The organism is Psychrobacter sp. CX14, from assembly GCF_057396205.2.
Map to the genome: position 1 here is coordinate 811,609 of NZ_CM183187.1, position 15,164 is coordinate 826,772.

Sequence of the window (15,164 nt, forward strand, 5' to 3'; positions counted from 1 at the left end):
GGATAAGCATTTGATTGAGTCATAATAGCGCTATCTAATAAAGGGTTATATCAAATGCTTGGTCATATAGGGATATAAAATCACATGCACCAAATAACAACGACACAACGCGGTATCTTCTCAGATGGTATCAAAAAAAGCATCACCACTGTGGCAGCAGCACTGTCATTATCAGCGGTGATGGTTGGTTGTTCAGGATCAGAGAGTCAGACTGAAGCAGCTAGCACAGAGGGCAATGAAACATCAGCAACGCAAACCTCAGAGCAAGTCATCCGTATCGCAACAGAAGGAGCATATGCGCCTTTTAACTATACCGATTCTGCTGGCAACTTAGCGGGCTTTGATGTTGAAATTGCCAATGCGCTGTGTGAAGAGATGAAAGCGCAGTGTGAAATCGTCGCTCAAGATTGGGACGGTATTATCCCAGGCTTAAAAGCCAAGAAATATGATGCGATTGTCGCGGCCATGTCAATTACGCCAGATCGTCAACAACAGGTTGATTTTACTGAGCCGTATTTTGCCAATACGCTTGTATTTATCGCGCCAAAAGACAGCAACTTTGACCCAAGTGTTGAGACTGCTATCAATGGCAAAGATATTGCCGCGCAGCGCTCTACCATTTCAGCACAGTGGCTAGATGAGTATTATCCTGATGCCAATGAGCATTTTTATGACACGCTTAATAATGCCTTTTTGGATTTAGAAGCCAAACGTGTTGACGCTATGGTTTCTGATAAATTGCCAGCTATTGATTGGTTAGGTAAAAAGAGCGCTGAGTTTGAAATCAAAGGCAGCGACATTGATATCGGAGATAACTTTGCTATTGCTGTGCGTAAAAATGACCCGATTAAAGAGCAGTTTAATACTGCGCTAAAGACGATTAAAGCCAATGGTGTTTACGACCGCATTAATGAAAAGCACTTTTCAGTTAAATAATAGGCTTTAATCGAATCCATAAACGACGAATAGGTCGTATGCCAATCGATTTAAAAAGAGTTAAGGTAAGAGAAAGCCTCATCGTTATGTGAGGCTTTTTTATGTCAGTTGGCTAAATTGATTAGCAATGATTTAGAATTTATCTTCTGCTTAACGAAAGTAGGCAGAATGTGTTAGAATTCGGCGCTTGCACGTTTATGATAAGGCAGATTTATGCCCGCTTGTAACGAATGTATGTTTCTCCACTCATTCTCACTCATTTAGGTATCTACTCACGTGTTTGATCTGCAAGGTTTTGGACATCTCCTACTCAGCGGCTCCTTGATCACCATCAAGCTTGCTTTATCAAGCCTTGCGATAGGTTTAGTATTGGGACTGCTAGGCGCCAGTGCTAAAAGCTCGAAGATTTGGGTTTTACGTAAGTTGGCTACTGTTTATACCGCCACCATGCGTGGTATTCCTGAGCTACTATTGGTGCTGTTTTTATATTACGGCGGTTCCATGCTTATCATGGCGGTGCTACAACGATTCGGCTACAACGAGTATGTCGAAGTCAGTCCGTTTTTGGCAGGTGTGTTGGCCTTATCCATTGCCTTTGGTGCGTACGCAACCGAAGTGTTCCGTATGGCTATCCAAGAGATTCCCGAAGGGCAGTGGGAAGCGGCGCAATCTATCGGTATGAAGCCAATGCAGGTCTATACACGCATCATCGTGCCGCAAGTGTGGCGTTTGGCGCTGCCAGGTCTGGGTAACTTATTCTTAGTGCTATTAAAGGATACGGCGCTGGTCTCTGTGGTGGGTCTAAAAGACATTATGTATCATGCCTCGCGTGGTGCTCAAGCAACGCAGCAAGCATTTACCTTTTATATGGCCGCAGCGATTATTTATTTAGGTCTGACGGTTGTGATTACCGGTGTAATGATGTGGTTTGAATGGCGCGCTAATCCTGCACAGCGTTATGCCAAGAAGCTTTTGAAACAAAAGGTATCACAATCACTTAACGCGGCAAAAGGGTAGGAGGCAACTATGGACTGGAATTGGGAAGTCATTTTCAAATACCTACCTGATTTATTAAGCGGCGTTGTGTTAACCGTTGAGCTGGTAGTCTTCTCTGGAGTATTGGGGCTATTTTTTGGTTTGATTCTCGCATTGCTGCGTTTGTCATCTAATAAATTGGTGCAGGTGCTACCTTTTTTATATATCTTCTTTTTCCGCGGTACACCGCTACTGGTACAGATATTCCTTATCTATTATGGTCTATCGCAGTTTGAGTATATAACCAACTCCTTCTTATGGGAGCCCGTACTTAAGCAGCCATTTTGGTGTGCGATTATCGCCTTTACTCTAAATAGCAGTGCTTATACAGCAGAGATTATCCGTGGTGCGATCCAGTCGATACCACCAGGCGAGTTAGAAGCTGCAGATGCTATCGGTATGTCAAGTTGGCAAAAGCTGACCCGCATTACCTTGCCACGTGCATTTGGTATCATGCTGCCAGCGTATAGTAATGAAATTATCTTCATGCTAAAAGGCAGCTCGCTTGCGATGACTATTGCGCTTATGGATATCACTGGTATTGCCAAGACCATCAGTGCGCGTACCTATACGATTTTTGAGTTGTATTTTGCGGCAGGTGTCATCTACCTTGTCTTGTCTTGGGTGATTTTATTGACCTTCCGTTTCTTAGAAAAACGCTTTAATCGTCATACCAGTTATGTACCGCCAGATGTGGCCACACACACCGTGCCTTAAGTAGATAATGGACGTTAAGCAATAGATTTACAACTTGAAATACAAGTGTTAAAAAGCCGGCATTAGCCGGCTTTTTTGTTGGCTTAATTTGTCATGTCATCGTTATGTCATAAATCTTTAAGCAGGGTGTCATCATAGACACGTAGTCTAATTAAAAAAATTGCTCTATAGAGCAGATTTCTTTTCATTAACCCAGCATCTCGCATAGGCAAGGTAACTATTTATGACACATCCAACTTCAAACCAAACCAATCAATATGTTGCTAAAGAATTTGTAGAAGATTCAAACCCAACCAATAACCCTGAATTTGAATCCATTATACAGCATCGTATGAATCGCCGTAGCGTGTTAAAAGGGGGTTCGGGTCTAACCGCAGCTGCATTTTTTGGTGCGCTTCCTCTAGCGGGCTGTGGGGATGACGATGATTGGCATAGTGGTAGTACGGATAATAATCCGACTGTTGACAACAATCCTGCGCTTCCAGCCAGTGGCGATTTAACCCGTCCGCAAGCGTTGAAATTTACCGCAGTTCCTCATTCAACTGCCAAAGATATGAGCGTCGCTGAAGGCTACAAAGCCGAGATAATTTTGCCACTAGGCACGCCGCTTATGTCTGGTATTGAAGATTGGAAAGATAACCGTGAGCAGTCTGCAGAATCATTTGAGTATCGCATGGGTGATAACCATGATGGTATGTGGTTCTTTGGCAAAAATGGTAACAACTATGACCCGAAATCAGCAGAGTCTGGCTTACTGGTTATGAACCATGAGTATGTCAACATGGACAAGCTTAGTCCATACGGTTATAAAGTGGTTGAAGACAAAGACGCAGCGCCAATTTATCAAAAGCGCCGTCTAGGTAGTGATGTGCGCCGTGAAGTAAACTGCCACGGTGTGGCTGTGGTAGAGATGCGTCGCCGTGCTGATGGGAAAGGTTATGAGATGGTCAAAGACTCTGCATATAACCGCCGTATTACCAGTATTTCTGAAGCACAAATTACCGGTCCTGCTGCAGGGTCTTCTTTATTAGTGACCAAATACGACCCAACCGGTAACAAGACACGCGGTATTAACAATAACTGTGGTGCTGGCATGTCACCTTGGGGCACTTACTTAACCACAGAAGAAAACTTCCTAGGTGTCTTCGCCCGTGGTAGTGATGCCAACAAAATAAGCAGTGCTGAAAATTATGGTCGTGTGCGTTATGGTGCTAAAGAAAACTTCGCAAGCTGGGATTATAAATGGCATTCGCCAGTAGCCTCTGAAGCCAAAGTAGAAGATGAATTTGCCCGCTGGGATATGACAGCGACTGGCACTGATGCAACTCAAGATTACCGCAATGGCTTTAACACCTTTGGTTTTATTACCGAAATTGACCCATTTGATTCAAAGGCACTGCCACGTAAACGTACGGCTTTAGGCCGCTTTGCTCATGAGAACTGTGCTTTTGCACCGGTTAAAGAAGGTCAGCCAGTGGTATTCTACATGGGTGATGACTCTCGCGGCGAATACATCTATAAGTTTGTGTCTGATGCGACTTGGTCTAATCGTGATATCGGTGGTGGTCTGTCTGCAGGTGATAAATATATGAATGCCGGCACGCTGTATGTCGCTGTATTTAATGAAGATGGTAGCGGCGAATGGCGCCCATTAGTACAAGGTCAAAATGGTCTAGATAACAGCAATGCGGTATTGCCATTTACTAGCCAAGCGGATGTATTGGTCTTCGCACGTGCCGCTGCTGATGTGTTGGGTGCAACCAAAATGGACCGCCCTGAGTGGGTATCAGTAAGCCCAATCACAGGTGAAGTCTATGTGACTTTGACCAATAACAAATACCGCGGCGAGCGTGACGATCAGCCAGTGAGTGCGTCTAACCCACGTAGTTATGACGATAAGGGTAATGACAATGGTCATATTATCCGCTGGGCTGAGTCAAATGGAGACCATGCTGCGACTTCATTTGAATGGGATATCTATCTGTTCGCTGCACCAAGCGACAAGGCTCAAGAGAATTTATCTGGTCTAAATGATAATAATGACTTGTCATCACCAGATGGTCTGTATTTCGATCCACGCGGTGTGCTGTGGATTGAAACGGATGACGGTGCTTATACGGATACCACTAACTGTATGCTACTTGCTGCCTTACCGGGCAAGGTCAATGATGGAGAGGTTAAAACCACATCAGCAGGTCAGCAAACCCGTGTGGGCAGACAAGCTAATGATGAGAACATCAAGCGCTTCTTTGTTGGTCCTGAAGGCTGTGAAGTCACCGGCATCACCATGACGCCAGACTTCAAAACCCTGTTTATCAATATTCAGCATCCAGGTAATAACTGGGGCGCGGTCGCTGGTGGTAACACGCCGCGTTCAGCCACAGTGATGATTACACGTGAAGATGGTGATGTGATTTTAGCCGAGTCATTTGATGCTTAAATTCAAATAAGTAGTCTTTAATATTTATGGCAGCCTAATTATTCTAACCCCGTAGGTCACGCTACGGGGTTATTTTTGACTAATAATTAGTATTAGAAAATTAGTGTCAGAATAAGTACTAGATCAAATGTAAGTCAGAGATAGCCAGCCTAGTTTTGCTTAAGTCACTAAGTTGTCACATTCTTCTCTTAACATAAGCTTACGAACTTTTTAGGCCAGATATTCGGCCTGCCGAAACTTATTTAATAAGCACAGCTATTACTTATTTAGCAACATTTACTTAAACATTGTTATTTTTATTATTCTAGGACAGCTATATGAGCCAAGCCACAGCACCTGCTAACAGCGTTGAAAAAAATGAAAACATCAGCCACAGCCAGTCTCCTTTAAAACAAACCACCACACGTCGTAGCGTATTACGTTTTTTAGCCGGTGTCCCAATTTTACCGCTGGCGGCATGCTCTAATAACTCTTCAATCCTGCGTCAGCCAGCGGAGAGCCACAACCCTTCTGCAATGGCAAAAGCCATTCAATCTGTTAAATTTATCGGTATGGATGCACCATCGCTTGAAAACCCTGAGAATATGGCAACGGTATACGTTGATTCCAAAATGCAGGCAACGTTCACTGACGGTAGCAAGCAAGTATTTGACCTTGAATATAATCCGTTCTTTGTGACTGGTGATTTAGTGCCAGACGGTAAGGGTGGTAAAACTCGTGCCGGTCAGCTATATAATATTGAAAACCGTCCTATTTATGACGCCTCGGCTGGCGAGCCTGTGCCATTTTTCTCTAACTGTCCAGACGGCTCATCATTATTAACAGTTAAGGGTGCCAAAGTACCAGGCGTTCAAGGCAATCCGGTCTTTGCTGTGGTGCAGTTTGAATACACCAGCATGAACCACGCCGGTAAAGATATGTGGGGCCGTGTACCGTCTCCAATCGCAGTATTAACGCTAGACCAAAACCCTGAAACTGGCGAGTTAAGACTGGTCAAATATCATAACGTAGACACCTCACCAGTGCATGGTTTATGGATTACGTGTGGCGCGTCATTATCGCCATGGGGCACACATTTATCATCAGAAGAGTATGAGCCAGATGCACACAACCTAGTGGGCGAGCATGATGGTAAATTCTTAGATTTCAGCCAGATGTTATACGGCGATAAAAACAAAGCCAATCCATATCACTATGGTCATATGCCAGAAGTATTCGTAAATCCAGACGGCACCGGCTTTGTGAAAAAGCATTATAACTTAGGCCGTATCTCACATGAGCTGATTCAAATGATGCCAGATGAGCGCACCGCATTAATGGGTGATGATGCGACCAATGGTGGTCTGTTTATGTTCGTTGCCGATAAGCCTCGCGATTTATCATCAGGCAATCTATATGTTGCCAAAGTAACTCAGACCACACCAAAAGGTGTTGGTACCGGCGAATTTAACACGCAGTGGATTCATTTAGGTCATGCGACCAGCACCGAGATTGAAGCGATGGCAAATACCTTCAAGCCGCAAGATATCATGAGTGTTAAATACGAAGATCCAAATGATAGTAGCTATACCAAAATCTATTATGGCGGTAAGCCAAACTGGGTTAAATTAAATACCAGTAACCCTAAAGCAGAAAAAGCAGCCGCTTTCTTAGAGACGCATCGTTATGCTGCATTAAAAGGCGCATCACTGGCCTTTACCAAAATGGAGGGCACCTCAGTTAACGTTAAAGACAAGATTGCTTATTCAGCAATGGCGCGTATTGAAAAATCAATGGTTGACCCTGCTAAATATGGTGATTACGGTGTTCACGTTGCTCAAAACAAATCAGGGGCAGTGTATGCGCATCAGCTACGTGGTGGCCAAAAAACCATCAATACCAATCAAGCCATTAATTCAGAATGGGTGCCCGTTCATATGTCTGTTCCGACTAACTTAGCCGGTCAAGATATTAAAGCCGATGCCCTAGGTAATAAGTCTCATCCAGACAAAGTCTCTTGCCCTGATAACCTTAAGTTCTCTGAAAAGCTGCGTACCTTATTTATTGGTGAAGATTCAGGCACTCATGTCAATAACTTCTTGTGGGCTTATAACGTAGATACCAAGGAGCTGACCCGTATTTTATCAACGCCTGCTGGTGCTGAGTCAACAGGCCTACATGCCATTGACGAAGTAAACGGTTATACCTATATCATGAGTAACTTCCAGCATCCAGGTGAAGGCCTTGAAGACAATCCGGTAGTTGCTGCTAAGGTCATGCCAATTCTAAAACGCAATTACAAAGACAACTTTGGTGCTGCGGTTGGCTATCTTGGCTTAGTAAACAGCTAATAGCACGAAGACAGCGTTTATAGAATAAGCCCTAGTCTCCACTTTTAACATTTTATTATATTATTTAGATGTAAATTTACCCCAAGTTAACACTTGGGGTTTTTACTTTAGGGTACAGACAAGATAATATGTCACTATTATTCTTATTGAACGTTATAAAACTATGTCTATTTCTAAGTCATCAAATCAATATCCCATTGATTCTAAGTGCGATTTAATCACTGCTAGCACGCCTGTTTTTTTAAGTGACTTACATGAAAAACTAGACGAGCTAGATAATGTCGATGTAGATGAGATTCTTAAACAAGCCAATATTGGTACCAAGACCTCAGCTCAGTGTAACCCCAAAACAGGGCCAGTCTCTTTAAGTGACCTTTTTGAAGGGCTTGCGCAGTTGACGACCACAGGGGCCGTTGAAGTTACCGAAATAGTTGAAGCGATTCATTCTGAGATGATATTGCGACCGCTAGGCCGCTACAATGACGATAACCTGAGTCGTTGGCAAAATGGATTAACGCGCCGCGTCTATAATGGGGTGCGCCAAACCATGCAGCTTTTGGGTACCAACCTGACGGCAACGGGTATACACCTATATAGACGCAGTCTGCAGCATTCAAATAAACCATTACCAGATGTGCTCAAACGCTTAGTCAATGTGATTAATGGTATGATGGGCGATCACTTAGTTACGCAGAATAATCCGCTTGCAGTACCGATGAGATTCTATGATCGTTATGGTCAGCCGCAACGTTTGCCAGTGTCTGGACGTATCGTTGTGCTATGCCACGGTCTGTGTCTGAGTTATTTGACTTGGCATCCTTGCGAAGAGGACAGCTTGGGTGAAGCCATTGTATTAGCAGAGCCGAAAGCCACGGTGCTGTATCTCGACTACAATACCGGTAGGCGTATTTCACAAAATGGGCACTGCCTGTCTGCTTTGATGCAACAATTGGTTGATGACAATCCTGATATCACTCAAATTGATTTGGTCGGCTATAGTATGGGCGGACTGATATCACGCAGTGCGCTATATTATGCTGAGCAAGAGGGGCTTGATTGGATAAAGCGTGTTGGCAACTTTATCACCATCGGTACGCCGCATCATGGAGCGATATTAGAGCGCATTAGCTATCATGTACTCGATATTATCGGCAAAGTGCCGTTTGCTGGTTCGTTATCTAAGCTTGGTAATATTCGTAGTGCCGGTATTATTGATTTGCGTCACGGCAGTATCCGTGATGAAGATTGGCAGCATCTTGATGTGCGTGACGTTCTGCCCGAAGATTTTCGTCATCCTGCCAAGCTGCCAAGCCACGTAAGAACCTTCTTTATTGCAGGTACGATTGCCGAGGGGCTTTATGATTCTGTCGCTACCAGTTTGGTCGGTGATGGTCTGGTCATGGTAGAGTCTGCACTCGGTGAAAACCCTGAGCACGATGAATATACGCTTTATGTGCCAGAAGGGCAGAAAGCAGTATTTTATGAGGTCAATCATATTAATCTGCAATATGATGAGCGGGTGCGTCAGCAAGTCATCGCTTGGTTAACCGATAATGGTAAGACGGAATATTCGCTTAAACCTAGAGTGGAGTCGTTTCCTGATAACGATTTGGAAGTTATTGTTTAACGCCAGCCAAACAAACAGACTATATTAGGGCGTGTGGAACATTCGACCATGGCACTGGCGGCGACTATTTTTTAGTCAATATGCAGTGAAATTTTTGACGCTTAGTCATTCTAAGTTAGACAATTTCGCAATATATTGGCAAAAGAGAGTCCCGCCCCTGAGAACGGATTAAGCAAAGCACTGCTTTGCCCGTTCGCAAGGCGAGAGCTGTGCTCGAGTGAGGCTGATGCTAAAATCGCCCCAGACGTTGTTGCAAACCTAGTCAAGGTCTAGACATTAACTACGGTTTACGCCTAGTCTGAAACAATTTTAGCTATCAGCAGTGCTAATTTGCGAATGTTCCACACGCCCTAATTAAGATCATAAAAAAACCTCGAGCCGTTGCTTGAGGTTTTTATTTGTCACTTGATAAACGATTAGGTGAACAAAGTATTTTTAACTAAAAATCTGTTCAACATCAGCTTTAGTGAATTTATATACAGAGCCGCAGAAGCCGCAATCCATTTCGAACACGCCGCCTTGCTCTTCAATGATATCTAGCGCTTCGGTTTCACCGATTTGGGTAATGGCCGATTCACATTTTTCACGTGAACAAGTACAGCCAAATTCAAGCGGTACAGGATCAGGGGCAACCACGCTTTCCTCATTGTACAAGCGGTAGATAATCTCGCTGGCATCAAGCGTGGTGAGTTCTTCAAACTTAACGGTACGGGTTAATAGGGTTAAGCGCGTCCACAAGTCATCATCAATACCTGCAGTTTCATTTTGCTCAACTTCATAGCTTTCAGCAGCAGTGCGCGGTAGCATCTGTACTAGAATACCGCCTGCTTGCAGACCATCACACGCAAGGTTAATCAGCGTTGGAATCTGTGCTGATTGCAATTGGTAATGTGCCAAACATTCAGCAAGATTGTCATGGCTACGCTCAACAATACCCTGATAGGCTTCGCCCTTCTCGGGCTGAATATTAATGAACATTACCCCTTTACCCACAGCACCCAGTTCAGCAAAAGCATCATCGGCAGTCGTCTTATCTGCCCAAGCTTGCTTTTGCTCATCGGTGTCCTGCTTCCAGCTGGCAAGCGCACGGATAATACCCGATTGATCGCATTCTGCCATTGCCCAGTTCAGCAGGCTGTGCTCATCTGATGACTGCAGCTGGATAGATAGGGTGCCGTTAATTTTAAGCGTACCAATTAATAGACTGGCCGCTGTAAGCATTTCACCAAGCAAGCGTTTGATAGACTCAGGATAATCCTTTTGCGCGGTGATGGTGGCGTAGCTCTGTTTTAGGCGTACCACGTCACCTCGGACAGGTGAGTCTTCAATAAAAAAGCGTTGGCGTAAATCATTTATAGCTGTGGTCATAAATTACTCTATTTGGTCAATGTGATAGAGAGAGGGCCGCGCTAGGGCGCCCGCTGTCATTGCTGTATTTATGGGGACGGTTGTTAGATTATCAAACGGTATGCTAACTTTTAATGTTATTATTTAAGCATAAAAGCAGGTCATTTAGCGCGCGGTATTTAATCAACTAAGTCAGGTAAACGACCTAAAATAAGAGTGAACTTAAATAATAAAGCGATAAATGCACCTGCCATACCTTCTAAAACAGCCAACCAAAATAATAAAAGGACTTATTATGAGCGACAATCCGCACGCAACAAATACCAAAAATATTACCCCCTATGAATGCCAAGCTTGTGGTTGGGTGTATCCACCTGATTCTAAGTTGAGTGAGTCCCAAACCACCCCCTTTGAACAGCTGTCAGACAGTTTTCGCTGTGCGCTTTGCGGTGTGGGCAAGTCGGAGTTTAAGCCGCTGCCATCTGAGCAAACGCATTCTGTAAATCAGCCGCTCCCTTTTAGTACAGAGCATAAGGATAACGAGGTGGTGATTATTGGCGGAGGGCTTGCCGGATGGTCAATGGTCGATGCGCTGCGTGCTAAAGATGCCGATATTGGTATTACTCTAATCAGTAGCGACTGTGCCAACCGCTATCATAAACCGATGTTATCTGCAGCCTTTAGTCAAAACAAAACACCAGAGGATTTAATCCGAATGACAGGAGAAGAGGCAGCCAAAAAATCAGATATTACGCTGCTGACTCAAACTCAGGTCTTATCAATTGATAGCCAGAATCGAACGTTGCAGACTGATAAAGGTGAGAGTCACTATGTTAATTTAGTGTTGGCAATGGGAGCCACGCCGGCAATACCGCCTTGCTTTGATAGTGATAATATTTGGCATGTGAATCATATCGATAATTTCGCTAAGATACAGACTGCGCTGTCCGATAATCCAGATAACGAAAGCAAACATATTGCTGTTATTGGGGCAGGTATGGTCGGTACTGAAATTGCTGAAGATTTAACCAAGGCAGGTCAAAAGGTAACGTTAATTGATATGAATGATGCGCCTTTAGCGGCCATGCTTCCAAAAGTTGCCACCCAAAAGATAAGCGATGCATTAAAGGCGCAAGGTATTACCTTTATTGGGAACAGTCGTGTCGATAAGGTAGAGCAAGTGGCGGATAGTGGCTATCAATTGGTTATTACTAATTGTCACAATAACAGTGAAGTCCGCCTGCAGGTCGATCATATTTTGATTAGCACCGGTCTAAAAGTACCTGCCGATTTGCCAAATAGCGCAGGTGTTGAGTTTGATACGCAGACAGGTATTGCAGTCGATGAGTCGAGCTTACAAACCAGCGCTGCACATATCTATGCCATTGGTGATTGTATGTCGATAGACAACGAACCGTGTCGTTATGTCGCACCCCTCAGAGCGCAAGCGGCGACCATTGCTGAGCATATCCTTGGTCAAGAAAGTGATGATTATCAGCATCAATCCTATACTCATAAGCCGCCTATGATTCGCCTAAAGAATAAGTCAATTTCAGTCAGTGCGACAGGAGCACCGACTGCTGTTGAATCAAAAGGCGTATGGCGTGTTGCCAATGAAACAGAAACTGCATTAAGTCATGATACGATGCTAGAGCAAGTTTCAGAGACAGGCGAGATAATAGCAACCGCTACTCTAAAAGTACCGAAATAAGTTTCTGACTTGAGTTGGACTGTGTGAGCTAGCCGACTATTTAGGGAACGAGTGTGAAATAACTGATAGAGATAATACAGACAGTAAAAAACCCAGCCTGGGCTGGGTTTTATTTCATCAACTGATTGTATTAAGAACTGATTGTATTAAGCTTCAGTCAGAATGATGACGACATTAGATATTATTTGCTTTGGAACCAGCTGTCTGCTTGGTTACGAGCAGTAGCAACATCAGAGCTTGATAAGTTCAGTGCCAATTGACCGATTTTACCACGTGCTTTGTTACGTACTTGCTCATTTAACATACCGTCACGGGCAGATAGTTCATACCATTTATAAGCGTCAACCAATTTACGCTGCTTCTCATCAATCAAAGCTAACGTGTAGCTGGCACGGTTATCACCACGTTTTGCCGCACGTTCAAGCCAATAGCGGGCTTGCTGTTCGTTTACGGCAACACCTTCGCCGCGAGCATACATGATGCCTAGGTTAAGCTGTGCTGGCGTTACGTTTTGGTTTGCAGCGCGGGTGTACCACTCTAATGCTTTTTTCAAATCTTTAGTAACACCGATGCCTTTTTGATAGCGCTTTGCTAAGTAGAACTGAGCATGATCGCTACCTTGGTTTGCACGAGCAGTTAAATCATTGATGCTCATTACTTCATAGCGTGACGTATCCAATGGTACGTTGGCAACCAATTCAGCTTGGGCTAAACCAGCAGTAGCAAATAGGGCAGTGAATAGGGCGGCTTTTAAAAGTTTCATACGGGTACATCCAAAAATTGACTGTATTTAAGCAAATATTTTAAGCGAAAACTTAACAGTAAAAGGGGCCGACCAACGGCAACAACAGTACAAGCCATTTTAATCTTTTACTTTAAGATCTATTAGTTGGTCGTGAGTTATTAACAAAAATAGCAATTAAAGCTGAATGAGATTTACAGTGCCGATAACAGATAACCGACAAGATTTACATAGCTTAACATCGACATAAAAGAAACTCAAACCCATAAATATGATAAATAGCTTGGATAAATAATTTTACTGTCAAAAACCGCCAATCAGTTGTAACAAAGTAATACCAGTAAGAATCAAGCAATAAATGAGGGCGCAAAACCCGTATTTATAATGTTGCTCATTATTTACCATTTAATAAATAAGTGAGCTTTTGGCTATTTATCCATCTGATTTGGTAACACGATAAATCGCAACATCGGCCAATAAGTTTGGTGCTTGTTTGATTAACGTGGTCATTAACGCAGAGCGCTTTTTACCACCAAAGCCAGAATCTGTCACTGCAAAACGGTTAATGATTTTAATATTGTTATCCGCGCACAGCTCTTCAAAGTCTTTGAAGGTACATAAGTGAATATTTGGGGTGTTATACCATTCATAAGGCAGCGCTTCGGAGACAGGCATTAGACCTCTAAGGCCGAGATGCAACCGGTTCTGCCAGTGGGCAAAGTTTGGGAAAGTAATCACGGCCTCTCGACCGACACGTAGCATATCAAGCAGCAGCGTATCTGGTGATTTTACAGCCTGTAACGCACGAGCCATGACTACGGTATCGAAGCTATTATCTGCAAATCGTGCTAACCCGTCGTTTAAGTCTTGCTCGATAATGTTTAAGCCTTTAGCGATGGCCTCATTGATTTTGTCGCCATCAAGCTCAAGGCCATAGCCGGTGACCCCAAGCGTGTGCTGCATATGCTCTAATAGTGAGCCATCACCACAACCCAAATCCAGTACTCGAGACTTCGGGGTAATCCAGCGTTTGGCCAGTTCATGATCTATTCTCATGCTAGGTGCTCCTTAGTCTCAGATTTTAAATTGCTGCTATTTTTATGCTCTAAGAAAGGCGCATTCAAGAAGCCTTTGACCGCGCCCATGTAGCGAGGGATATCAAATAAGAAAGAGTCATGACCGTGCGGCGCATCGACATTGACGTAGCTGACTTGTTTGTCATTGGCCATGAGCGCATCGACAATCTCCTCTGAGCGGGCAGGGGCAAAGCGCCAATCTGTAGTAAACGACACAATTAAGAACTGACATTGACTGCGGTTTAAGGTCTGCTCTAATGCTTGCTGCTCGGACAGGCTTTCATCAGTAACATAACCGCGGCTGGTATCGAAGTAATCCAGCGCTTTGGTCATTAACAGATAAGTATTCGCATCAAAGTTTTCACTAAAGCGCTCACCTTGATAACGCAAGTAGCTTTCGACCTGAAACTCAACATCATAGCCATACATAAATTTACCTGACTTTAAGTCGCGGCCAAATTTAGACTTCATTGCCTCTTCAGTCAAATAAGTAATATGACCGACCATACGCGCTAAAATAAGCCCGCGACGCGGATAAGTGCCCGCCTCTAAGTAGCGGCCTTTATTAAAATCCGGGTCTGATAAGATAGACTGACGCGCGACCTCATTGAAGGCAATGTTTTGTGCCGACAGCTTAGGCGTACTGGCAATAATCACACAGCGCTTTAGGCGATTAGGATAATCCACCGACCACTGTAGTGCCTGCATACCGCCCATTGAGCCACCGACAATAGCATGCCAAACATCTATGCCTAATCGATCAGAGAACATGGCTTGAGTTTTGACCCAGTCTTTAATGGTAATTAGCGGAAAGTCAGGGCCATAGGGTTTGCCCGTTTCTGGGTTTGGGGTTGTCGGACCGGTAGAGCCATGACAGCTACCGATATTATTAAGACAAACCACATAAAAGCGATTGGTATCAATGGTTTTACCAGGACCAATCATGGTATCCCACCAACCAGGCTTTTTATCATCAGCACTATGCCAGCCTGCAGCATGATGGCTACCAGATAGGGCATGGCATATTAATATCGCATTGGACTTATCGGCGTTTAGCTCACCATAAGTTTCATAAACCAAATCAAATTCAGATAAGGTCCGATTACACTCTAAGGTGAGCGGCGTGTCAAAATGCATCATCTGCGGCGTCACGATACCCACAGAGTTGGCAAGTTTTGGATCGGTCGTGGTCGATTGGATGCT

Annotated in this window: 11 protein-coding genes; 7 read left to right on the forward strand and 4 right to left on the reverse strand. The window is 44.0% G+C overall.

Annotation, left to right across the window (positions count from 1 at the left end):
• Positions 1 to 180 precede the first annotated feature (180 nt).
• The 6 genes from AC2SLO_RS03455 (at position 181) to AC2SLO_RS03480 (ending at position 9,085) form a co-directional block, all read left to right on the forward strand.
• Positions 181 to 936, forward strand: a complete 756-nt coding sequence (locus AC2SLO_RS03455) for an ABC transporter substrate-binding protein (protein ID WP_486543525.1) — start codon at positions 181 to 183, stop codon at positions 934 to 936.
• Between the two features lie 276 nt (positions 937 to 1,212).
• Positions 1,213 to 1,953: an ABC transporter permease gene (locus AC2SLO_RS03460; protein WP_486543520.1), complete on the forward strand. Its 741-nt coding sequence runs from the start codon at positions 1,213 to 1,215 to the stop codon at positions 1,951 to 1,953.
• A 9-nt stretch (positions 1,954 to 1,962) separates the two neighbouring features.
• A complete protein-coding gene (locus tag AC2SLO_RS03465) occupies positions 1,963 to 2,688 on the forward strand; it encodes an ABC transporter permease (protein WP_486543521.1) in 726 nt (241 codons plus the stop codon).
• Between the two features lie 223 nt (positions 2,689 to 2,911).
• The gene (locus tag AC2SLO_RS03470; RefSeq protein WP_486543522.1) at positions 2,912 to 5,128 is read left to right on the forward strand and encodes a PhoX family protein; all 2,217 of its coding nucleotides are present in this window, start codon (positions 2,912 to 2,914) and stop codon (positions 5,126 to 5,128) included.
• Between the two features lie 317 nt (positions 5,129 to 5,445).
• The gene (locus AC2SLO_RS03475) at positions 5,446 to 7,458 is read left to right on the forward strand and encodes a PhoX family protein (RefSeq protein WP_486543523.1); all 2,013 of its coding nucleotides are present in this window, start codon (positions 5,446 to 5,448) and stop codon (positions 7,456 to 7,458) included.
• 163 nt (positions 7,459 to 7,621) lie between these two features.
• Positions 7,622 to 9,085: a PGAP1-like alpha/beta domain-containing protein gene (locus AC2SLO_RS03480; RefSeq protein ID WP_486543524.1), complete on the forward strand. Its 1,464-nt coding sequence runs from the start codon at positions 7,622 to 7,624 to the stop codon at positions 9,083 to 9,085.
• 435 nt (positions 9,086 to 9,520) lie between these two features.
• Here the strand turns inward: AC2SLO_RS03480 and hslO are convergent, their stop codons facing one another.
• The gene (hslO, locus tag AC2SLO_RS03485) at positions 9,521 to 10,453 is read right to left on the reverse strand and encodes an Hsp33 family molecular chaperone HslO (protein ID WP_486543526.1); all 933 of its coding nucleotides are present in this window, start codon (positions 10,451 to 10,453) and stop codon (positions 9,521 to 9,523) included.
• Between the two features lie 274 nt (positions 10,454 to 10,727).
• Here hslO and AC2SLO_RS03490 point away from each other — a divergent pair, with 274 nt between their 5' ends.
• Positions 10,728 to 12,143: an FAD-dependent oxidoreductase gene (locus AC2SLO_RS03490; protein WP_486543527.1), complete on the forward strand. Its 1,416-nt coding sequence runs from the start codon at positions 10,728 to 10,730 to the stop codon at positions 12,141 to 12,143.
• A gap of 181 nt (positions 12,144 to 12,324) precedes the next feature.
• Here the strand turns inward: AC2SLO_RS03490 and AC2SLO_RS03495 are convergent, their stop codons facing one another.
• The 3 genes from AC2SLO_RS03495 to metX form a co-directional block, all read right to left on the reverse strand.
• Positions 12,325 to 12,906 (reverse strand): tetratricopeptide repeat protein, encoded by a 582-nt coding sequence (locus AC2SLO_RS03495; protein WP_486543528.1) that lies wholly within the window; start codon positions 12,904 to 12,906, stop codon positions 12,325 to 12,327.
• A 411-nt stretch (positions 12,907 to 13,317) separates the two neighbouring features.
• Positions 13,318 to 13,941: a methionine biosynthesis protein MetW gene (gene metW, locus AC2SLO_RS03500; protein WP_486543529.1), complete on the reverse strand. Its 624-nt coding sequence runs from the start codon at positions 13,939 to 13,941 to the stop codon at positions 13,318 to 13,320.
• Entirely contained in the window at positions 13,938 to 15,101 is a 1,164-nt protein-coding gene (metX, locus tag AC2SLO_RS03505; protein ID WP_486543543.1) for a homoserine O-succinyltransferase MetX, read from the reverse strand. Before metX ends, metW begins: the two co-directional genes overlap by 4 nt.
• Positions 15,102 to 15,164 lie beyond the last annotated feature (63 nt).